The organism is Allochromatium tepidum (genome assembly GCF_018409545.1).
In the GTDB taxonomy this organism is placed as follows: domain Bacteria; phylum Pseudomonadota; class Gammaproteobacteria; order Chromatiales; family Chromatiaceae; genus Thermochromatium; species Thermochromatium tepidum_A.
Genome location: NZ_AP024564.1, coordinates 114931 through 136589, shown reverse-complemented (window position 1 = coordinate 136589; position 21659 = coordinate 114931). Strand labels below are relative to the sequence as shown.

16 protein-coding genes are annotated in these 21659 nt (G+C 58.2%); 4 read left to right on the top strand and 12 right to left on the bottom strand.

Going from position 1 to position 21659, the window contains the following annotated elements; genetic code table 11:
* Positions 1 to 2: 2 nt before the first annotated feature.
* Positions 3 to 1277, bottom strand: coding sequence for a GspE/PulE family protein (locus tag Atep_RS16125; protein WP_213381984.1), 1275 nt, complete (start codon positions 1275 to 1277; stop codon positions 3 to 5).
* A 201-nt stretch (positions 1278 to 1478) separates the two neighbouring features.
* Between Atep_RS16125 and Atep_RS16120 the strand changes: the two genes are divergently transcribed.
* From Atep_RS16120 to Atep_RS16110, 3 genes are read left to right on the top strand one after another with little or no spacing between them, the layout of a single operon-like run.
* Entirely contained in the window at positions 1479 to 2210 is a 732-nt protein-coding gene (locus tag Atep_RS16120; protein WP_213381982.1) for a thioredoxin domain-containing protein, read from the top strand.
* A gap of 16 nt (positions 2211 to 2226) precedes the next feature.
* Complete coding sequence (locus Atep_RS16115) at positions 2227 to 3147, top strand: hypothetical protein (RefSeq protein ID WP_213381980.1); 921 nt, start codon at positions 2227 to 2229, stop codon at positions 3145 to 3147.
* Between the two features lie 59 nt (positions 3148 to 3206).
* Positions 3207 to 3680: a PH domain-containing protein gene (locus Atep_RS16110; RefSeq protein ID WP_213381979.1), complete on the top strand. Its 474-nt coding sequence runs from the start codon at positions 3207 to 3209 to the stop codon at positions 3678 to 3680.
* A gap of 84 nt (positions 3681 to 3764) precedes the next feature.
* On the opposite strand, the gene Atep_RS16105 is transcribed toward Atep_RS16110, so the two are convergent.
* From Atep_RS16105 to Atep_RS16080, 6 genes are all read right to left on the bottom strand, one after another.
* Entirely contained in the window at positions 3765 to 5174 is a 1410-nt protein-coding gene (locus Atep_RS16105; protein WP_236786612.1) for an IS701 family transposase, read from the bottom strand.
* A gap of 250 nt (positions 5175 to 5424) precedes the next feature.
* Positions 5425 to 6087 (bottom strand): hypothetical protein, encoded by a 663-nt coding sequence (locus Atep_RS16100; protein WP_213381975.1) that lies wholly within the window; start codon positions 6085 to 6087, stop codon positions 5425 to 5427.
* Between the two features lie 58 nt (positions 6088 to 6145).
* The gene (locus Atep_RS16095) at positions 6146 to 8515 is read right to left on the bottom strand and encodes a GBS Bsp-like repeat-containing protein (protein WP_213381971.1); all 2370 of its coding nucleotides are present in this window, start codon (positions 8513 to 8515) and stop codon (positions 6146 to 6148) included.
* Between the two features lie 1052 nt (positions 8516 to 9567).
* The gene (locus tag Atep_RS16090) at positions 9568 to 10407 is read right to left on the bottom strand and encodes a tetratricopeptide repeat protein (RefSeq protein ID WP_213381963.1); all 840 of its coding nucleotides are present in this window, start codon (positions 10405 to 10407) and stop codon (positions 9568 to 9570) included.
* Between the two features lie 19 nt (positions 10408 to 10426).
* Positions 10427 to 10972, bottom strand: coding sequence for a tetratricopeptide repeat protein (locus Atep_RS16085; protein ID WP_213381960.1), 546 nt, complete (start codon positions 10970 to 10972; stop codon positions 10427 to 10429).
* 332 nt (positions 10973 to 11304) lie between these two features.
* Positions 11305 to 11601 (bottom strand): hypothetical protein, encoded by a 297-nt coding sequence (locus tag Atep_RS16080; RefSeq protein ID WP_213381957.1) that lies wholly within the window; start codon positions 11599 to 11601, stop codon positions 11305 to 11307.
* A 746-nt stretch (positions 11602 to 12347) separates the two neighbouring features.
* Between Atep_RS16080 and Atep_RS16075 the strand changes: the two genes are divergently transcribed.
* Complete coding sequence (locus Atep_RS16075) at positions 12348 to 12980, top strand: hypothetical protein (protein WP_213381955.1); 633 nt, start codon at positions 12348 to 12350, stop codon at positions 12978 to 12980.
* A gap of 259 nt (positions 12981 to 13239) precedes the next feature.
* Here the strand turns inward: Atep_RS16075 and Atep_RS16070 are convergent, their stop codons facing one another.
* The 5 genes from Atep_RS16070 to Atep_RS16050 all read right to left on the bottom strand — a co-directional run bounded on the left by Atep_RS16070 (position 13240) and on the right by Atep_RS16050 (position 21628).
* A complete protein-coding gene (locus Atep_RS16070) occupies positions 13240 to 17802 on the bottom strand; it encodes a conjugal transfer protein TraG N-terminal domain-containing protein (RefSeq protein WP_213381952.1) in 4563 nt (1520 codons plus the stop codon).
* Between the two features lie 13 nt (positions 17803 to 17815).
* Positions 17816 to 19288: a conjugal transfer protein TraH gene (locus Atep_RS16065; RefSeq protein WP_213381949.1), complete on the bottom strand. Its 1473-nt coding sequence runs from the start codon at positions 19286 to 19288 to the stop codon at positions 17816 to 17818.
* A gap of 2 nt (positions 19289 to 19290) precedes the next feature.
* Positions 19291 to 20169 (bottom strand): conjugal transfer protein TraF, encoded by an 879-nt coding sequence (gene traF, locus Atep_RS16060; RefSeq protein WP_236786893.1) that lies wholly within the window; start codon positions 20167 to 20169, stop codon positions 19291 to 19293.
* Positions 20170 to 20303: 134 nt separating this feature from the next.
* Positions 20304 to 21311, bottom strand: coding sequence for an SEL1-like repeat protein (locus tag Atep_RS16055; protein ID WP_213381940.1), 1008 nt, complete (start codon positions 21309 to 21311; stop codon positions 20304 to 20306).
* Positions 21311 to 21628 carry a hypothetical protein gene (locus Atep_RS16050; protein WP_213381937.1) on the bottom strand — a complete coding sequence of 106 codons (318 nt, stop codon included), beginning with the start codon at positions 21626 to 21628 and terminating at the stop codon, positions 21311 to 21313. The genes Atep_RS16055 and Atep_RS16050 overlap by 1 nt, the downstream gene beginning before the upstream one ends.
* Positions 21629 to 21659 lie beyond the last annotated feature (31 nt).

Sequence of the window (21659 nt, the reverse complement as noted above, 5' to 3'; positions counted from 1 at the left end):
GATCAAGCGGCCTCGTCGAGTTGTACCTGCGTCGACCCCGTGACCGCCATAGCCTCCAGCAACGACGTCCGACCCTCCAGAACCAGCTGCATGGCGTGCCGGCCCAGTGACCGGTACTGAGGCTGAATATGAGCCGCGCGCTCCAGTCGCTTGAGGCTGCCCTCCTCGATGGCCAGGCGCACCTCCGGGGTGGCCGTGACCAATTCAAACACGGGGATCCGGCCGTTCCAGCCATCCCGGCATTGCGAACACCCGGCCGGCTCGTAGATCACGGTGTCGGGCGGCATGAGTTCTTCCGCGACCCCCGCGTAGCGCATCTGATAGCGTGCGTCCTCCGTGAGGGAACGCGGGCGGCGGCAGTATGGACACAGCCGGCGCGCCAGACGTTGCGCCATAAAGCCGCCCATGGCCGCCCCCAGCGCGTGGGGGTCGACGTCCAGATCCAGCAGACGATTGAGCGTTACCAGCGCGCTGTTGGTATGGAGCGTGGAGAGGACAATGTGTCCAGTCAAGGCCGCTTGTGTAGCAATCCGAGCCGTTTCGGAATCCCGAATCTCGCCGACCAGGATGATATCCGGGTCTTGGCGCAGCATCGACTTCAAGGCGCCGGCAAACGTCAGTTTGGGATTGGTTTGTGCCTGGCTGATGCCGGGCAAACGATATTCGACCGGATCCTCAACCGTGAGGATTTTTACATCAGGCGTGTTCAGTTGTTGAAGGATGCCGTATAGCGTCGTTGTCTTACCGGAACCCGTCGGGCCTGTGACCAAAAACAATCCCTGGGGTTGCGTGATGATGTGTCCGATGGCCGCACGGATATCGCCCGGCATGTCGATATCATCCAGGTTGATCAAGTTCGCCTTCTGATCCAGGAGGCGGCAGACGATCGACTGACCGTGAGCCAGGGGGAGAATACTGACACGCACGTCGACATCGCGCCCATCGACCTCAAAGCGAAACTTCCCGTCCAATGGGGACATGCGCTCAGACAGCGAAAGTTTGCATTTCATGCGTATTTTGCCGTCGAACTCGCGCGAGTAATTGGGAGTAACGCGATCGACCTCCTCCATCTCGCCGTTGTGACGAAACCGAATCGCGCACGCATCTTCCCGATCCTCGAAATGAACGTCACTGATCCCGCGACGAGCGGCATCTCTGAACAATTCATTGAGATAACGAACAGCCATGGCATCCGTTGCGGATGTCGAGATGAACTCGCGCGGCTCTAGGGCGATCTCCTGATGGATACGTCCGATTGATGCGATAGAACTGGTCATCAGTCTCACCTCGTGGGGAGGGAATAGGGAATGGTATGGACGATCGAAAGATCGGCGAAGGGCGCTGAGCGCCGACGGGGCAGGCGGCGCGATCTGGGCATCGGTGGCCGATGCGCGTTGACAAAAGTCGTATTAAAGATACTATTGAACTACAATGTAATCAAGTCTAAGAGTAAAATCCTAATGTCCCGATACACAGACATGCCGACGCGGCTCGATCCGTCCCGGCGGCGAGCGTTGCTGTTCCTGACAGGTCTCGCGCTGGCCAAACCGGTTAGCGCCATCCAGCCTCTGCCTCGCGACCTCCCCTCCCCTTCCGCTACCTTCGAACTCAAACCCTACGACGTGATCGATCCGCCTGTGGCGGGCGATGCCCGTCATGTGCGGCTGTTTTTTACGTACGACTGCCCCTATTGCCGTCAATATCACAATGGCCTCGTCCAATGGGGTCAGTCTCTTCCGAAGCCGCTTCAATTCACCGTGGTCCCCATCATCACGTCCCCGGAAAACGACAACCAGACGCTGGCCGTTTATGGTCGATTGATTGCCCAAACCCTTGATCCAAAGGTGCTGCCGCGCTACGACCTGGCAATCTTCAACCTCCTTCAGGGCGACACTCTGGGGCAGACCGCCGGTGTGGGTGAACTGACCACCTCCCATGTTCTGAGCGCCTTGGTCGAGTCCGGCCTCGCCGCCGATCGCATCTCGGGGTTCCTGGAGAGTGAGGAGATGGACGCTTTGGAGTCGCGGATTTCCAATCACGCCAAAGTCATCAGCATCTACCAGATCAAGGCCACACCAACGGTCGTCGTCTCGGGCCGGTTTGCCGTCAATCCGGATCACACCAATGGCAATACGTCGCAATTTCTGACATTGCTCAACGGGATCGTTAGTCGCGCGATCGAAGCGGGAGGGCGCCATGGGGCGGCTTAATCGATATGCCGGACTGTTGAGTCTGCTGATGGCTCCGGTGATGGGGTTTGGATGGTCATCGCCGATCTGGTCTTCGGAGTTTCCGGAGGTCTCTGTTGCCCCTGAGACTCTTCCCGAGTGGGTCAGAGACAGCCGGCGACTCTCACAGATGCTCGGCGGACAATCCGTGGGAGATGTCAGTGACGCCCAGGTGATTCAACGGCTGTCGACCCCAATCGAAGGTCTGGATGCCCTCGTGATCGAGGCCACGATCTCCAAAAAAGACCAGGAATCTCAGCGGGAGACGTTCGTGCTCTATGTAGACACAACAGGCCGCTATCTCATGGCCGGACTGTTCATCGACATGGAGCAAAATCGCAACCTGGGTCAGGTCATTGAGCGGCAGGTACGCGGTGAGCGTGCCGACAGTCCGGCCCAGGCACTCCGTCCGCTGGAGATGCACGGGCTGGACGCCGAACCGATCGAGGATCCGGACGGTTCGCTGATCGTGGTGGTGGACCTGGGGCCGGAAATCGGGCGCCGGAATTTTCTGCGCATCGCGGCCTTGCGCCAAAGCTTGCGCGAAGAAGGCCGTGCGGTTCGCGCGTTGCGTGTCATCCCTGTTTCAGCGGCGCACGATGAGTTGAGTACGGGGGCGATGGCCATGGCTCTGGGGTATGACACCCTGAACCCTGGAGACGGCTATCAGAAGCTGCTCGAATATGCCGAAAAAAGTCATGCCGCACCTTGGCTCGACAAAGACCGCTTGCGCGACGATCCGCTCCTCAAGCAGGCCATGGGCCTCGGGATCTTTCGCCTCGACGACAACTCGACCCAGGCCTTGTTGGCTCGACTGAACACGCTGCCGCTGGTCTACGAAGTGCGGGGTAATCGCGCCGACTCGTTGCCCGTTCCAACGGACGGTGACGAATGGAAAAAGCTTCTACTGCTGCCTTGATCCAGTGCGCCGTAAAACCCCGTCCTTTAGGGCGGGGAGGATGTCAAGTGGAAAAAAAGATGAACAAAAATCTCGAGTCAACCTTTGTGATTCGCCCGTCCTGGAACAACTACCTCGACATCTTGTCGATCATTGCCGCTGCTTTTTACTGTGCCGGATACATCGAATATGTGATGCCCCCTGGGATCGTCCCGGATTTTGTTGCGCCCCTGTTCGTCGTGATAGGTACGCTTTTTTTGACGGTTGTCGTTATTCAACGTTATTCGATAATTTACCGACTGCTCGATGGGCGGTTGATCTGCAAAAAAGGGCTGATCTCTCGCAACGAAATCAGCATCCGATTAGCGGATGTGCGTGCCGTACATCTAAAACAAGGCATTATCGATCGACTGATGAATACGGGGGACGTTTCATTTTCATCGGCGGCTCAGTCGGACGCTGACATTGTTTTTAAGGGCGTCGATGACCCGAAAAATCTGCGTGATAAAATTCAGGATCTGATGTCGGCAGCACGCGCAACTGCGCCGAATTAAACGTCGATCCCCGCTTCGATGCGGGGATCAAAAATGCAATTCGCAATTAATACTACTTTGTCACTTTAATTTCTGGCTCCAAAATCATTTGGTAGCTTCGGTTTTATCATATCGCTCAATGTCACGGCGTCGCTGTTTATGTCGAGCCTCTAGCTGTTGAATACACTGATCGACAGCGGCGGGCTCATTGAGCAGCATGGCAATAATCATGAGCCGAATGTCGCGGGAGCTTAGTAATGGATAATCTTGCTTGTACAGAATACGCTCTTTAACAAGAAACGCGAGTGCCAGCATCACAAGCGCCATGTGACGATGCCACGCATCCCATTTTCTAACTTGATAATCCGACATGCCCAGTTCACTTTTGGCTTCCTGAAACGCACGCTCGACCCAATACCGCTGAGCCTGCATGTAAGCTAATCGTTCTAAAGGTGTTTTGGTATAATCGACATTGCTCAATGAATATTTAAGCTTTGAACTGTTGGGACGCTGAGTAATGACCAAAACTCGTTCGGTCGCGCGCTCCGATTCACCATCCCAGATCCAAACACGTCTGGTATGAATCGAAAGGGTGAGTGGTCCTTTCGTTCCATCGCGAATCGTGACGGTTGGCCAGGTATAGGAGGCCAACTCCTTGGCATAGACATCCACCCGCATCGGTTCAGTATCTGCGCGCCGCTGTGTGGGTTTAGCTCCACGTTTGGACGTGGGTTCCGGAACGCTCAAAACCGGCTCACTGAGATAAATGTTTTGATTGCTGTGAATGTCCAGTAAGAACGTTAACCCCATGTTATCTAAGGCGTTGCCCAGCTCAAACCCATGACCGTACAAGCCATCACCGCCGACCCAACTAAATTGCACACCGGCTTCGAGATCGGCTTTGATCATCTCGATCGCCAATTGCGGCTTCGTTTTGAACAGGCGCTGATCTTCTGGAATACCGGCCTCTTTGCAGCGTGTTGGATTTGTCGTCCACTCTTTTGGAAGAAAGAGCCGCTCATTGATCAAAGTACTATGAGAGTTCCAGACCAAACTGGCATACACGCCAACTTGGCAGTTTTCAACCTTACCGATCAATCCGGCATACTGACGCGCCACACCGACTGAATGTTTTCCTTTCTTGAGATGCGCTGATTCATCAATAATATAGCCAACATCACAGAGTCTGTATGTGTCTTGACTGGCATATAGGTCAGATGTTTTACGGGCAATGGCATCAATAAGTCCTTGAGCAGACCATGTTGAATTGGTAATAAAATGCTGAATACGCTGATAGCCGTTTCCAGAGAGATTTAGTTCTTCGTTCAGGCGTTCCATGTTGCGTTTGCCCGCTTCTGTCTTGAAAAGACCCTGAATATAATTCTGGCCTAAATTAAGGCAATTTGATGTTTCAGTTTGAAAACAATCGTAATATTCTTCGATGTGAAATGCCAGTTTACTGGGCAATTGTTTGAGCACATGATCTTTTTGGGGAACAGCGGGCTTGACAAGCATATCGAGTACATGGCGTGTTAAAATGAACGTGCAGCAAAATATAGCAAAATCAATAGCTTAATCAAGTCTGACAAAGTAGTATTAAAGTTAATTTTGGTCAGAGTTAAACGCTTAACCGATTCGCATGATTCCTTCCTTTCGGGTTCGGATAAAACCGCGACGACAATCAAAAAGATTGTTGCCGCCAAGTAGGCGCAAAAAAACCTAGCTTTAACTGTAAGGCCCATGACGAAAGGCATTTTTGATCTTTTCAATTCCGCTCGATTCCCAGCCAAGGAAACAGCAAATCAGCCGTTCCCTCTTGTTTTTTGATCATTTCATAGACTTCTCGTGTGGCCAGTGTCACTTGAGAAAACGAGCCATTCTCGGGTATGGCGATCTCCACAATGAACCGCTCCAGGTTGAAAAGAACGTAACGATCCGAATTTTCACCTCGTCCGTCCTGAACAAAGATCGGTGAGGTATAGGGACCATAGCGCTCGACCAACCGGTCGATCAAAGGCTCGACATTTTGATCTTGCCAACCACGCTGCACCATGAAAAAGACCAAGGCCAGCGTCTGATCGCGCCCGAAGTTGAGGCTCATCAGGCGCAACCCGAGCTCGCCCGCAAGTCCATCGCCATAGGTTTGGGCCACATTCATCAATGCGCCGGAGGTATAGGCCGACACGCCCTCACTGAGGATCGCGCCTCCATCGATCAATCGTTGCAGATCGGGACGAACGGAACGCGGCGTGCTCGTGCCGAGAGAGACCCCGGACGGCAACACCGGCAATGATGTCAGGGCATGCTTGTAAAGCTCCTGCGCGACCTGCGGCGACCCGCCGGACTGCGTCCACGCTGATGACACGCTTCCAAGCATCAGCATGAAGATGGGAAAAAATATCCAAGGATATCGGCGTCTTTGATACATGTTTTTAACCTCTCTATTGCACCTGTCCCGCCCGAAGAGCGGGACAGGCGGTCGGCGATCACTCCGGCAGTTCGCCTTCGCTTGACTCCTCGCCAGGACCGATTTCGGAATCACTTCCGGAACCATCGCCCACATGCTCGGCAAAACCGATTCCCGATCCACCGGTCATCCGGATGCCAAAGAGTCCGATGGACGCGGCCGTCAGGCCATCGGCGGCGGCAGCTCCGTTGTAGAGGATCGAAAGGTTGTTGAATGTGATCGAAGCACGATCCAGGGTGAAAGGGACGTCATAGGTGCGCGACGCATTGATGGACACACCGGACGACTCCAGGCTGAGCTTGAGCACATGCGAGCCATCTGGAAGGCTCAGGGAGAGCGGGATGCTGAACCCCCGATACACACCGGGGCCGGGCAGCGGCAAAGGTTGAGCCGAGCCGGCATTGATCGCCTGCATAGCCTCCAGTCCCTCCAAGCAGTCCCAACGCTCGATGAGGCCGTTGATCGCGCTCATGTCGGCGTTGAGCGAGGCACCAATCAGCCGCGCGGCGCGACACAGCGGTACGAATCCGGTGTCTTCGGTCGCCTGTGCGCTGGTGTTGCTTCCCAGGATCGAACGCACCGCATACGTATAGTTTTTGCCCCGTTCCGGCGGCTCATCGATCAAAGAGGTGCCGGAGACGCCCAATGAGCTATCGGAGATTTCAGTGCCATCCCGATAAACGCGGTACTTGAAGGCGTTGCCGGGGGCGAGAGCCGGCCATGTGATTCGCACATCATCCTCGCGTGTTCCATCGGTCGCATTGACGGTGGCGGGCGGCAAGGCGGGCGGACTGACGGCGGTGCTGCGAAACTCGATGGCACTAAGCAAGGTCACGCCATCCGGGGGCAGCGCGCGCATCACGGCGACCAGGGAAGCGTTGTAGAGCGTGGCGTAATCCAGGCCGCTATCGAACAGGGAGAGCCCCTCGTTGACGGTCTGTTCAGGAGCGACCGCCGCACCGCTGGGATGACGCTCCAGTCGAGCGGCAAACGTGCCATGGGACTCCTGGCTGTAGCTCCCGCCCCGACTGACGCTGGCCGTGGCCACGAGCGGCAGTCGCTCACCATAGGTCAGGCCCACGTCCATAACCATAGGCGCGACCCGCCAGCGGACAGGAACGATGAGTTCCTTGCCTTGGGAGGCGGTATCCGTATCAGCGTAGGTCACGCGAATGGACCCGGACGCCATGGTCCAGGCATCCCCGGAGGTATGGTTGGTCGTGAGATTGGATTCAGCCCCGGCTGTCACATTCCCCACGGTTGCAACCACAACATCCCCTACATTGCGAATCTCGATTTTGGTCTTGAGGGTATTGAAGGCATCACCCAGGTTCACGACACCCTTGGCAAAGAGCCCATTGGCCCGGTCCACGACAAACCCTTGAATGGACTCTTCGGTAAAGCTGCCCAGCGTAGGGGTGAGGGTTAACTGTGGAATCGGAAGTTCAACATAGTTGACGCTGGTGGAGGCACAAATGACTTCCGGGAACACCGTACTTCCGACCCAAGCTTGGATCTGGATGGAACCAAAGTCGGCGTGATTGTTGAGAGGGACCGTGGCGCGCCAATTTCCTGACCCCTGCGAGGTGGCCGTGTAATCGCGCACATCATCCGTGCCATTAGCGTCGCTCCATACGCGAACGAACGCCGATTCGACCGAATTGGCTAAGGCTCCGCTAATGGTTACAGTCACCGTATTATCCTTGTTGTAAAACGTGGTCGTATTCGCCGTAACCCCTGAACATTTGGGGGTATCCATAACCACAATGGAGACAGACGTCGATGCCGCTCCGTACTCGACGCCGCCCTTTGTGAAAATCCGCTGCAAAGGATAAGTGCCTGGTGTGGAGGGGGCTGTTGCGCTTAGCGATGTCGTCACCGAACCATTTGTAGAAGTCGACGAGCTAAAAGCGGTAAATCCCTGACTCCAAACGCTGGTGTTGGATGGATTAAATGGCGAGGTGCCGTAAGATCCGCCCGTTGTCCAGGTTTCTGAGCCGTCGTTTCTCCACACTTGGGTGTAGTTAAAAGACTGCCCGATACCGATCTTGGCTGGAATGCCGGACTGAGAAACAAACTTCGGATCGATGAGTTTGCGAATGAATCCTGTGTCAATCGCCGAGAATGATCCGCTCCCCAAGACATTTGATGCCAGGACTTGAAACTCATAGACACTCTCATCGGAAAGCCCTGTCCAGCTATAAGACGTCGACGCCCCTGAATAAAGATTGCTCCACGTAGACGTCCCTTGTTTTCGGTACTGAAGCAGATAGCTGGAAGCGCCCGAGACGCTGCCCCAGGTTATATTGATGCCGTTTGAGACTGTGCCGTCAGTAGCCGAAAGAGAGCTTGGAGCCGCCAGATTGGCCGAACAGGATGCGCCGCTCAAACTCCAGGTTCCGTTATTGCACGTCGCGCTCGCCGAGCCGGTGGCGCCCGTTGTGCTGTTGGTCAGTGAGCGCGTGGTGCCATGTGGTCCGCCACTGGCTGAGCCGGAGCAGTAATTCGATGTACCCCAATTCAGTGTTGCCGTCGAACAGTCGGCCGGTGCTGCCACACTACAGGATGTGTTGGTATAAGACCCAGACAGTGAGCCATTGTTACAGGTGCGTGTCTGGCTCGTACAGGATGATCCGAAGGGAACGGAACTGGATAGATACGCCGTGACGCTGCTGCCGTGTGAAACGGTTCCCCACGGGGTTCCGGTACAATTCGATGGCGATGCCACACTACAGGACTGATAGGTATAAGATCCGGACAGTGTCCCGTTACTACAGGTTCGTGTCTCGCTCGTACAGGATGATCCGAAGGGAACGGAACTGGATAGATACGCCGTGACGCTGCTGCCGTGTGAAACGGTTCCCCACGGGGTTCCGGTACAATTCGATGGCGATGCCACACTACAGGACTGATAGGTATAAGATCCGGACAGTGTCCCGTTACTACAGGTTCGTGTCTGGCTTACGCAGGACGAACCGAAGGGAACGGAACTGGATTGATAGGCTGTGATGCTGCTGCCATTATTTACGGTTGTTCCCCAAGGGCTTGTGCATGTTGGAGGGGTCATTGACCCTGCAACGACATTAACCGTATTAGACCAGCCAGAGCATCCGGACCCATTACAAGCTCTAATTCTTATCTCGTAGGTTGCACCGACTATAAGATCTCCAGTGCCAATTCCGTGGGCAACAATTACAGCACCAGTGCTGTAATTTGATGAACTCCACGTTGAAGTGCCCTGTCTGCGCCATGATCTCTCATAAGACGTTACACTCGTTCCGACAGGCAGCGCTGTATCAACTATTATTTGAAACTGGGTAGGATACTTTTGAGTGTAGTAGTTAGTAATATTAGGAGTCGGTGGCGCAGATGCATTCGCGGGCATCCCTGAAAATGAAAGTGCTAGAAAAATAACGACGATAGTATAAAATCTTGCGCGCATCACCCACCCCCCCGGCGCGTTTGCCGGTAATACCAATCTGCCTCAGCTACATTACGCTCTGTGCCAATACCGTTTCTGGTCATCCAGGAATAGGCCTCCATGGAATCCCGGTAGCCCGTTTTGGCCGCTTCGTGATACCAATGCGCAGCCGCTTCGTCGTTTTTCACGCCATGCAACCCACGAGCGAAATAGAAGCCCATCGAATGCATGGCTTTCGCATCGCCGGACTTCGCGAGCTCATCGAGCACCGCGAACGCCTGTTTGAAATCCTGGGGAAAGCCCCCGCTTCCGGTCTCATAGAGAGAGACCAGGAAATGCTTGGCCTCCGGGTATCCGGCCTCCAGAGCCGCTTTCAGATGCCGCTGGGCATTGGCGAGATCGTTGTGCTGAAACTCCCGTTGAGCGAGCATGAGGTTGGCGCCCGGATGCCCGCGCTCGGCGGCGCGCACGAGCCACTTCATCCCGTCTTCCTCGTTGCCCCTATCGAAGTAGCGCTGAGCCACGCGATACATCGATTCGGGGTCGCCACTGAGCGCGCCCATCCAATAGAAGTCGCGGGCGATAAAGGGCACCGGTGCCACGCCGCCGCCTTCACCACCTTCGTAAAGGCTGGCCAACAGCCGATAGGCTTCGGCGTTACCTCGTGCCTTGGCCTGTTCGAGGAGCAGATAGGCCTCGCGCGTGCGCTGTTGCGCCAACAGTTCGCGGGCCTCGTGTACCATGGCTTCCGTATCCTGGGGTTGTCGGGTGCCGAACGGCGGGGTTTCAGCGCAGACCGATGCGCTGACAAGCACAGCGACGGAAGCGGCGGTCAGAGCACGATAGAAAGAGGATTTCAACTCGGCTTCTCCTCGAGGTTCAGCGTATGGTCTTGAGCTTGGCCAGCAGTGCCTTGTCGACGGCGTCAGGCGCTGTAGTGGCCAGTATCAGCACGGACTCCATGGCGCCGGACACGCCCGCGAGCGCCGGTTTCTTGAGCCGGCGCACGGCCTCTTGCGTTTGCCCGAGATCCAGCAGCAGTTTGCCCAGGAGTGCCTCGGCAAACAGGTCGCCCTTGGCCGCTGCGTCCTTGAGATAGTTCTGGGCTTTTTCCAGTCGCGCCGTGTCCTGTGTCGGCGTGGAACCATCGGTTTCGTAGGCCAGGAGGAATGCGGCGTGCCGGAGCGCGTCGATATCCCCGGCTTCTCCGGCTTTTTCATACAGCCTCAGCGCTTGCTCACGATCACTCTCGATCAGGAGGTTGGCCAGATTGATGGCCGCCCGCTGTGAGCCGTCGTCGGCGGCGCGCTTGAGCATTTCGAGGGCCAGTCCGCGGTCTTTCTCCGCTCCGCCCTTCCCCAGTAGATGCATCATGGCCACCTCGAAGCGCGCCTCGACGTCGCCCTGCTGGGCGCGCGCCGCCATGCGGTCATAAAGATCGCGCTCGGTTGGCGGCGTGGGTTTTGGGGTGGTACGCGCAACCGGTGCGGCTTCAGGGGCAAGGGGGGAAGCGGTCGTTTCCGGTGTGCTGACACCGACCGGTGGTACGAGCGTGACAGGTACTGGGGGCGGCCCTGAGTCCGAACACCCCGCCAGGCTGACGGCGGCCGATAGCGGCAAGGCAAGATGGAGTGGTCGCATGGAGGTTCTCGCAGAAAAAAAGCCTGACCGGATTTTAGCCCGATCAGGCCGTTGATTCTACAAGGAAGTTACAATGTTTTTTTGTTGTATCTTTTTTAGCAGCTTTGTTTAGGTTTTTAGGAACAGGTTTCTGGGTTTCCGGACAAAAACAGGCGATCTTCTTCGTCCGGCACCGCGGAGAAGAGACTGGCGGCCAATCCACGCCCTTCATCGGCCGGATTCAAGGCTCCAAATTTGTATCCGCAATCCTTTTCCCAAACGGGAGAGCGCTGCGTCCGTTTCTGCGCTGGTCCTTCGGGAGGGCGCGGCTGAACCAAGACGCTACGCTGGATGATCGCCTTGAGCGCCGAGACGTCTCCCCGGTACGCGAAGACCATGGCCGGTGTGAAAAAAATCGAATTGGGTGTGCTCATCAGTTCCTCCGCGAGAAATCCCGTCTTTAGGGACGGGAACCTCGTTTATGCGAGCTGACATCCTCCCCGCCCTGAAGGACGGGGTTTGCCGCGCGTCTTGATCAATCCCGCCCAGGTATCGGCGGCTTGCCCTTGTTCGCCCCGCCCCCGGTCGGTGAATCGACAACAGCCGACCCCTTCTGGTTCGGCTTACCGCTGAACCCCGCGTCGGTCGACGCAGACGGTGCATACACAATCATGGTCGGCTCGCTCGATGCACCGCTCATGACCCCGATCTCTGGAAGACCACTGCCGGACGAGGAGCCTCCTCCCGTTTCGACAACCTGACTGTGCGTCTCAACCGTATTGGTATGGCTCTGGGTCTCCACGGTTCGGGTTTCCACGGTTGAACCGCTGCCATTTAAGGCAGCACTGTTCTCTGTCTGTGCCGGACCGCTTCCCATAAATCCACTTGTCGGCTCGTTGGGCTGTACCGGTGCGGGCGATCCTTGGGACGCCGTTTCTGCGTGCGCGGCTGTCGACGCGCTTGTTGTGCTCGTTGTCCCGGACTCGACCGGAACGCCCCCCACGCTCATGGCTTGGCTTTGCGTTTGAGTGCCAGGCTCGGAATGGCTGCTTGGATTGGGGGGCGGCGCCGAGGTCGGATGCGTCGATTCCATTTGTGCCGCCGTCGTATGACTATGGTTTGCTCCCTGGTTTGGCTGTGCTGCCGGCTCGTTTTGAACGTTCGTTGGACCAGTTGCCTGTTGACCTTGGCCTGTCTGCACCTGTTCAGTGGGCGTCACCGGCTGCGTCGTCGGCATGGCCTGCCCCTGCGACTGTTGAGGTTCCTGTGGCGTCACCGGCTGCGTCGTCGGCATGGCCTGCCCCTGCGACGGCTGAGGTTCCTGGGGCGTCACCGGCTGCGTCGTCGGCATGGCCTGCCCCTGCGACTGTTGAGTTTCCTGGGGCGTCACCGGCTGCGTCGTCGGCATGGCCTGCCCCTGCGACTGTTGAGGTTCCTGTGGCGTCACCGGCTGCGTCGTCGGCATGGCCTGCCCCTGCGACTGTTGAGGTTCCTGTGGCGTCACCGGCTGCGTCGTCGGCATGGCCTGCCCCTGCGACTGTTGAGGTTCCTGTGGCGTCACCGGCTGCGTCGTCGGCATGGCCTGCCCCTGCGACTGTTGAGGTTCCTGTGGCGTCACCGGCTGCGTCGTCGGCATGGCCTGCCCCTGCGACTGTTGAGGTTCCTGTGGCGTCACCGGCTGCGTCGTCGGCATGGCCTGCCCCTGCGACTGTTGAGGTTCCTGTGGCGTCACCGGCTGCGTCGTCGGCATGGCCTGCCCCTGCGACTGTTGAGGTTCCTGTGGCGTCACCGGCTGATTGGAAGCCATGGGTGACAGCCCTTGGGACGGTGGCGATGCCGACTCGACCGATGCTGCGTTTGACGTTGCCGGCGACGGATTCGGCGTCTGACCCTGTGCCGATTGTGCCTCCCCCAGGGCGGACGTCTGTCCGCTCTGGAGCGCCAACGCACTGGCGTCCGAGCGCTGCATAAGCGTCTGAACGTCGCTCATTGCACCGCCGCTGGTAGCGTCCGCTGTGGCTGTCAGCCGCAGCACGCCTCCGCTTCCGAGGTCTTGCTGCAAACGCGCCTCGTCAATCGAGACCGTCATAACCCCCCCCCCCGACAGCGATAGAAGCGGTCATGGCGCCGGCCACGGCCCCCAGGCTTGCGCCCGCCTCACCGTGACTGCCCGTCGGCGCGGTCGGCCGGCCACCGTCGTTCGTCGCGTTCATGGAGCTCGGACCGCCCTGAGTGCTCGGCGCTTGACTCAAGGCAGGCGAGTCGCCTTGAGTACCCAATATCGAGGTCGGTGACGTGCTTTGCGACGATCCCTGCTCATTCGATTGAAGCGATCCGGTCGACGCTCCAGTGGATCCGCCCTGGAACCCTGAAGCGCCTGAGCCTTGATCAGCGGCCATAGCAGACTGGCCGGCGGAACTGTAGGCAGGTGCCTGGTGAAATGTCGTCGCACTGTCCGGATTGGCCTGTCCGCCCTGGAGCGCCAACGCGCTTGCCTCGGTGTACTGGCGAAGCGTGGCGACATCCGACATCGAACCTGGGGAGGCTCCGGCATCGGCCATGGCTGTTTGCCGCAGACTTCCGCCGCCCCCGAGATCGTTTTGCAGGCGAGCGTGGTCGAGTTGAGTGCTGGACAGCGGTGCTCCGCTGCCTGCCGAACTGTCCATATGCGTTGACGCGGTTGGTCCGCCAACCGTCGCCGGGGCCGCCCCCGGCGCTGGGCCATCCTGTGTAGGAGTCTGTGCAGGGACCGGTGCTGCCCCCGGCGCTTGATTGGTGATGGGAACGCCATCCTGTGTCGGGGTACTGCCGAGCAGATCGCGCAGGTAATTGAGGGCGTTTTCCGGCACACCCATCTGCCGAAGACCAGCGAACACGGCATCCAAGGTCGAGGAGTTTCCGCCTTGCAGGAAGATTTTGTTCGCTTCTTCCGATGGAAGCATGGCCATGTTGGCCAGGCCGCGCTGAAGCGCCTGCAATTCCGAGGCATTCAGACGCTGACCATCCGAACCAATCTCGCCGCGTTGAACGGCGTTCTTAATGAGTCCCTGCATATCGGCCACCAAATCCTTGCCTCTCTGGATGATTTCGTCTTGTCGTGCATCCACTCGATCGGCTGTCTCACGACGCCCGGCGTCGACTTGCGAGCGGAATCCGGCCCCTTCGGCTTGCAGCCGGCCACGCGATTGCTCAAAGCCGCCCATGCCCTGACCGCGCCGTTCCCGTTCCTGAGCGGCGAAACCGAGCACCTTCGGCACATAAGCTTGAGTTTCCTTGTAAGGCGGGATCGTATTGCCGTACTTCATCACGGCCCCTTCGCCCGCGTTGTAACCGGCCAGGGCCAGTTGCTCATTGCCGCCGAATTTATTCATCAGCCAACTCAAATACTTCGCCGCGCCCTCAATGTTGCGCTGCGGATCGGTCAGTTGGCCGGCCGGCACACCGAAGCGCTCAGCGGTGGCAGGCGTCAACTGGCCAAGACCCACTGCCCCCGCCGGGGAAACGGCATTGGGGTTGTAATTGGATTCGGCGCGAACCAGCCCATGCAGCAAGGCCGGATCCAGTCCATGGCGCTGCGCGGCCGCATCGATCATGGCACCGAACTGCTCGCGTCGCGCCGCCGTTGTCCGCCCCATAGGCTCACCGCGGGGGGCGCCATAGTGACCAGACCCACCAGCGGATCCCATCTGATAATCGACGCCCGCCCCAAAACTGCCAAACTGCGCCTCCACACCGGATCTCAATCCAGCCAGTGCGCCGGCTTGTGCCGCCAACGCCATGGGATCGACGGCGGTGTGTATGCCGGCGGCCTGCGCCATCTGCAAGGCACCGGCCTGTCCCAGTATCCGATGCGACAGATCGCCACTGTTGGCCATTCTGGACAGGGCTTGCCAGGCGGCGGCGGCGGCCTTTTGGTCGTTATTGAGCATGGAACCACGCCCGTGCATCTCCATTTGCGGGAGATTGTTCTGTGCCTCGCGCTGGAATTGCGCAAACGCCTCACCCTGACCACTGAAGACAGGCGCCATTTTTGCCATTAGTGCATTGAGTGCCTCCCCGGATGTCCCCGAGGCCTGTCCTGCGGCACGCATCATGTCGCCATACTGGTTGGTGACTTGGGCACCGCTCAGTTGCTGCGTTCCGCTCGATTGCAGCTGTGATTGCATTGAGCGCATGGCGCTCTCGGTGGCGGCGGCCTCATACAGACGGCTGACAGCCTGTTGTGCATTGTCGATCGCCTGGCGCATCCGTTCGCTACTCTGCGAGGTTTGGTCGGTATTTTTGTAATCAGATCCCGTTCCCGCTTTTTCGCCCGACGTAGAGGAGAATTTGGTTGAATTGCTCCCTGTCGTTGCGGTTGTATTCCCTTTACCAAAGAAACCTTCGACGGCTTGGGTTGTCCCCTGTTGGGCGTTTGCTCCACCTTGAATACGCACATCCGGCAACATGGCCAGCGCACGCTTGAGAATGCCGCCGGTCTTCCCGCCATGTCCTCCAGCAAATCGTTGGTCGTGATTGGTGGCCGCTTGCTGTGCCGCGTCGGCGGCTTGTTGCGCCGCTTGGTTCAGGGCCGCATTGCTGCCTCCAGCGGCTGCCGCCTCCTGGATCGCCTGCTGGGCGGCGCGGGCGGCCTGTTCGACGCCCGCCGCCGACGTGCGCCGATCCATCGGCAAACTGGTATCGCGACTCTCCTCGCCCGCGGTCTGACTGATGCCACCCAGCAGATTTTTTGAAACGGTGAGTCCTTCGGAAAACGCGAAGCTGTTGTTGGAACCGGCCCGTGTTGTTGTGCCGCTCTGCGTTTGCGATCCATCCGCGCGTGTCACTCCGGCTTCCCGTGCCGTACCGGATGTGAACTCTGTTTGAGACGACCCGCCTGTGCCGGCCGTTTGCGTCTGCGTGGCGGATTCTTTGAGACTTTCCGCCACATTCAAGAGCTTTCCAACGCTCTCATTGACGCCGGATTTGGCCGCGAGCGTTTGCTGGCTGCTGTAACCAATCCCGTCGCTCAGTCCACTGTCCACGGAGATCGTCGACAGGCCGCCGGAACCGAAGACGGCATTGGCGTCACCGCTAACAGGGGCCGAGCCCAAGCCGCCCGCCAACGCCGTTTGAGCGCCATACAAGTTGGCCAATTTGCCGAGGGCCATATCGCGATGTGCGGAGGCGCCGGCTCCACCGCTTCCGCCGGCGCCTTTCATTTCTCCACCGACATCCGGATTGTAGCGAGGCATCTCGGAACTGGTGAGGCGACTCACCATTTGCGAGAGCGCGAACATGCTGCCGGTCAAAATTGCAAACGTCATGAATGGCGCATTTTCAATCATCTTGCCGGCCGTAATGGTCGAGACCATCACATGCCGCATGAGGCCGGATACATATTCAACCGTAACGCCGGCTGTTCCAGGTTGCGAGTAGTTTTCAATTTCCACCTGATACCAAGCCATGACGATCGCCATGACCGGTGTCCAGCTTTGGGTCCAGATGCCAAACATGACGTAAGAACCGGCGGTTTTCAAACCGCTCTGTGGATTGGCCACGACAACAAACATGATCAGGGGGGTTGCCGCGATAAAAATGAAGAACAGGATGTCCATCATTTTTGGAGCCGTCGTTGACGTCATAAAGGCCGTATAGCTGGACTCCTCAGCCCACCTGAAAAGCCCGTTGTCCGCCCTGATGACATTCATCTGATCGATGGGGCTTGAAGCGTTTAAGGCCATTTGCGCGGCAATCGAGTAGGTCATCACATTGGTCAACGCCAAAGCGTCGATCCGACCAATATCATCGGTGACATTAGCCACCAGCGTCAGGGCATCATCCAGTGAAATATCGCTGGTATTTCCATGATAGCGACGACTGGTGGATTGATTCACGATCCCTTGAGCCGCAGACGTAAACGCACCAAATTCGCCCGAATCGATCGCTGAAGCGATGCCTAAAAGATGGGACCGCGCCCCTGAGCAGCTGGTCGCTTCGCCGCCGCCACCGCCATCTTGATAGGGTTTGTCTTTGGTATAGATGACCGTCGAACCCGAGCGGGTCATCGTGTTGGCAAATTCCTCAAGGACGTTGCTGACTTTGTGAAACCGGATGTTGGAGAGATCGCTTCCACCACAATACCGAATACCATTGCGCATGGTTTCGGCCAGATTACGATCCAGGCACTTCAATGGATCACTAGGGCACGAGGCAAACCCCAGCAAGATTTTAGCCGGCGTAAAGGGATGCTCGGCTCCTGTAACCGAAATCGGATATCCGTCAACGCCGGATACCGCTGTTTCGATCTTCTCGGTCATATACAGCGCAAAGGCACCAGCCACGGCGCCGGGGATGGCGATGGCATAGGGCACATTGTCAACCACGATAGGTGCGGCTTCGTGATTGAATTGCTCGATAACCACGGTGGTCTTGGGCAAGAAGGCGCCCCAGACCACAATCAGTTGCAGCAACATCACATCAAGCCGCAATCCTTTCTGTAATACCCCTTGAGCCAATATAAAAATCAAAGACAAGACCAATCCTGTCTGCAAAGCGCTCGCGATCCAGGATTCCTGGCCGAAGAACAGCGCCATACCGTTCATGGCCGCGCCCAGGGTTTGCGGGTCCGATATGGTATAGATCGTATAGGACATAGGGTCGGCCTTTTTAATTCGATCCGGTCGAGAATGGCGAAACAGTCAATCGCTGCACGTTGATGACCGCCTGCGTTGTGTGGTTAAAGGAGTCCATCATCTTTTCCCAATTCGGACGAATGGCGATGAGGGCCGCAGACTTTTCTTTAAGTTCAGCCTCAAAAGCAGGGGGGGGCGTCGCCTTGGTTTGCTTCGTAAAGACATTTTTGCCGATGTTGACGAACTCGACGCCCATTTGGTAGGCAAAAAAATCCGGCAGGAACTTGGCAACCTGTTCGCCGATCATGGCCACGGCACCGGGCGATTTTTGGATTTCCAGCAGCTGGCGATAGATCGGCATCGGCATGACGGCCAGCAGTTGTCGGGCGCGGGTGGACAGCCCGCCTTCCCCGCCATTGAGAATCGAGCCGACGATCGAGTCGGCGGTGTAATCAGCCACCCCGGTCGGTTCAGCCACCCCGAACATGGCCAGATTCACCGCATCCTCGACCCCGCCCCAGGTGCCCAGGGGGATGTTGCCTGTGATCGGCCGGGTGCAGTTCTCACCGCCACACTTCCAGACCGGCACACCGTCTTTGACGTGGCGACGCGGGTAAAAAAGGACATCCCAGGTCGGGATCGAGGCACCCAGGTATTCGGCCGGTTTGTCGCACCGCTCGGCTGAAACCCCGGATGGACAGGTATTGGTGCCGGCCTCGTTGGAGTCTGCATCCGGCAGCACAATCACCGTACCGTAGAGCCCCATGACCATTTCAATGGCCTCCTGTTCGCTCAGGAAGGCTTTCAGGGTATTGGCGCCGTTGTTGAGCGTTTCCTTGGCGGCACGGTAGACCAGATTGCCGACGGCGGGATTTTCCTCGGCGACGTTTTCCTTGACGTCCTCGCTGACGGTCTTGCTCTGCGACTTGTTCTCACCGGCGACCCAGTCGGCGGTCTTGTTGGCGGCGCTGGCCAGATGCGTCCCGATCTTGCGCGCGCGCTCGGCGAGCTTCTCAAAACCGTTGTCGCTGAACATGGCGTTGGCGATGGCGCAGGTGTTCTTGGCCAGGGCGTTCAGTTCGCGAATCGCCGCTTCAAGTTCGCTCAGAATGGCGGCACATGGGTCACACATGGCCTGGATTGCCGCCTTGATGGCATAGCCGACAGCGGCTGAGGCCAGCGAGCGCAACAGTTGCTCGAACTGCTCGCCATTGATGAAGCTGAAAGAGCCGAAGAAGATGTCGATACCGCCGCAGCCGGCATCGATGCGCGGCGCGGCAAACTGCACGATATTGATGCCGCGCCCCATGGGGCGTAGTGTCATCGATCCGCCATAGATTCCGTGCAGCCGCTGCGTTTCAATCGCCTGGGCGTTGGTGGACGTTCCCACGAACATTTCGTTCATGGCTTCCTTCAAGCCCGCTTGCGTCGGCGACGACAGCAGAACCAGGATGACGGAAAGCCCCATCACAAATAGCTGAGGGGCGCGCGAAATGGGTCTGCGCATGATCAATACCTTTTTTCGATGAGTTCCTGGACTTTCGGCGTCAGCGCTTTCGGGTCTTGTTCCATCGCCTGTCCCGCCTCCCGGATGTCTTGGGTGGTCAGCAGTCCGCGCTCCATGGGGAAAGCGTTCAGGCGATCCTTGTCGCTCAGCAGTCCGGCCATGTCGCCGGCCACGAGCAGTCGTTCCTCCAAAAGATCCTGAGAGAGCATCCCCTGGGTGATGACGGTCAGGGTTTCGGGCGGCACGACCAGGACAGTGGCGGGGCGCACTTGGATTTTGAGAGCGCGCGACTGGCCTTCGTCCTTGAGCACCTCATCCTCTTCGGCCATCCATTCGGGACGCGATCCGTCTGGGGTGATGTAGCTCACGACGAAACCGCGCTCCTTGGCTGTTCGCGCAATGATGGGGTATTGCATGGAGCAAAAGGGGCAGGTTTCATCCACGAAGACCCAGAGTCCGGCCCGTGCCGCAATGGTCTGTACCGCCTCGCGCTTCTGCTGATTGGTGAAATTGGCGAAGGATCCACGCGCGGCCGAGGAAAAGGGATAGCGGTTGCTCTCATCGAGCAACGGATCGAGCAGCGCCTGGCGTTTGAACTCATGGGCGAAGTTGCTCGCCTTGTCGAGCATCACGCGCGTGGCGTAGCGATAGCCGGCCACATTCTCGGGCGTGGGGTTGTCGACGGCCTTGTTGAGGACCGAGGGGTAATACTCTTTGAACCACTCCACACTCAACGGTGGAGGAGTTTCAGGCGTTGATGCCGGTGCGGGAGCAATGACGGCGGGCGGGGGGAACTCCGGCGGGAGTGGTTCCGGCGGCGGTTCAGGTTCGATCTCATACCAGAACCAGCCACGCTCTTTTTCCTGGATAAAGGAATCCACCACGCCGGCGTGTAGGGGTGGGCTTGGCAGGAGGCCAAGGAGCGCGGCGACTGCAAAAGTACCGACACGACGAACACAGTGGCGATCGGCCATGATGTCGGGCACTGCTTCGTACATGAAATATCACCAAAAAGTCAAGAGCACACATCCGCGAACTCCAGCTTGTAAGTCCTTGGACGAACTTTGTTCTGCTTCAAGGCCGCTTCAACGGCACTGTTCAATCGCCGCTCCAGGGCCGGATCGGGCAACGCCTGAATGGCGTCCGGCGTCCGGACCGATGCGCCTGGGGTTGCGCCCATGCGTGCGGCAAGACGCCAGTGATACTGCGCATAAAACCCGTCCTTATCCGCCACCCATCCCGCCGCATGTAGATCGCCCATCAGGCGCATGATGTCGGGAGAAGCCCACTTCCAGCGCGAGGCCATCGCGCGCATTTCCTGAACATGCGGCATGCGCTCGTCTTCGGGGAGCTTGGCCACTGACCCGCTCAACATCCGCAGATAGCGATAAATGCCGGGGACGTAACCGTTGCGCGCCGAAACACGGTAGTGCAGGAACGCCTTGCCCAGATCCTTGCGCCCGGCCAGACCCTGCGCATGGATCTGCGCGGCCAAAAAATGCGCTTGTGCAGCCACAATCCCTTTTACATTGTAATGTGTGATTGTAGATTTTTGAAGCAGATTTAGGATGTGCTTGGCTGTGGCCTGATCGGGCTTTTGCCGGCTGTTCAGATACAGCAGCAGGGCCGCGTTGTAACCGCTTTCCGCCGACTGTCTCTCAGCCGCCAGCGTGTAGAAACGCTCGGCCTGTTTGAGGTTCTTCGGCAATCCGTAGAGCCCCAGGCGTGCCGCGTCTCCGCGTGCTTGGAGCATGGCGGGCTGCTCATCACGCAGTTTGCCGGCGATCTCGGCCAAGAGCCGCTGACGTTCCGCGACAGACGCCTCCCGGCTGTTTTCGGCTCGGCGCAACAGATCACAGGCCTGATTGAGCACGGAAGGGGCTTTATCCGCCTCGCTTTGGCGCAAGGCGCGGACGACCGGATCACCCCTGGGCGCGGATTCGGCCCGCGCCGACGCGACCCCGATCACGCTCCAGACCTGAAGCGCCCCCATGAGTAAGGCGATGACGGCATGACGTGGCATCAGAATGGCCCTCGCGGGGTGTTGTTACGGGCTGGAATGCCCTCGATCTTTTGCACATCGGCGGGTGGGATCTTGAGGTGACTTTCCGGAGCCCATTCCACCTGGGGGGCGCCGCCCCCGTCCTCGTCCTCGGGGCGCGTGCGTCGTCGCCGTGGATTGAGCGCGACCTGTTCGCGATGGCGCTCGCGGGCTTTTTGATGATCGCGGCGGGTGCGTGCCTGATCACGTCGCGACCCCGAGAGCACGATCGATAGCGTGACCATGACGGTCACGCCGACTCCAATCAAAAAACCGAGACTGCCGGCACTTAAATCCATCAGTTCCTCCGCGAGAAACCCCGTCCTTCAG

What these genes read in the sequence shown, in the direction of transcription:
- Atep_RS16125 (WP_213381984.1), bottom strand. Translation starts at nt 1,277, where the DNA reads ATGACCAGTTCTATCGCATCAATCGGACGTATCCATCAGGAGATCGCC.
- Atep_RS16120 (WP_213381982.1), top strand. Translation starts at nt 1,479, where the DNA reads ATGCCGACGCGGCTCGATCCGTCCCGGCGGCGAGCGTTGCTGTTCCTG.
- Atep_RS16110 (WP_213381979.1), top strand. Translation starts at nt 3,207, where the DNA reads ATGAACAAAAATCTCGAGTCAACCTTTGTGATTCGCCCGTCCTGGAAC.
- Atep_RS16105 (WP_236786612.1), bottom strand. Translation starts at nt 5,174, where the DNA reads ATGCTTGTCAAGCCCGCTGTTCCCCAAAAAGATCATGTGCTCAAACAA.
- Atep_RS16100 (WP_213381975.1), bottom strand. Translation starts at nt 6,087, where the DNA reads ATGTATCAAAGACGCCGATATCCTTGGATATTTTTTCCCATCTTCATG.
- Atep_RS16085 (WP_213381960.1), bottom strand. Translation starts at nt 10,972, where the DNA reads ATGGCGGCGCGCGCCCAGCAGGGCGACGTCGAGGCGCGCTTCGAGGTG.
- Atep_RS16080 (WP_213381957.1), bottom strand. Translation starts at nt 11,601, where the DNA reads ATGAGCACACCCAATTCGATTTTTTTCACACCGGCCATGGTCTTCGCG.
- Atep_RS16070 (WP_213381952.1), bottom strand. Translation starts at nt 17,802, where the DNA reads ATGTCCTATACGATCTATACCATATCGGACCCGCAAACCCTGGGCGCG.
- Atep_RS16065 (WP_213381949.1), bottom strand. Translation starts at nt 19,288, where the DNA reads ATGCGCAGACCCATTTCGCGCGCCCCTCAGCTATTTGTGATGGGGCTT.
- Atep_RS16055 (WP_213381940.1), bottom strand. Translation starts at nt 21,311, where the DNA reads ATGCCACGTCATGCCGTCATCGCCTTACTCATGGGGGCGCTTCAGGTC.
- Atep_RS16050 (WP_213381937.1), bottom strand. Translation starts at nt 21,628, where the DNA reads ATGGATTTAAGTGCCGGCAGTCTCGGTTTTTTGATTGGAGTCGGCGTG.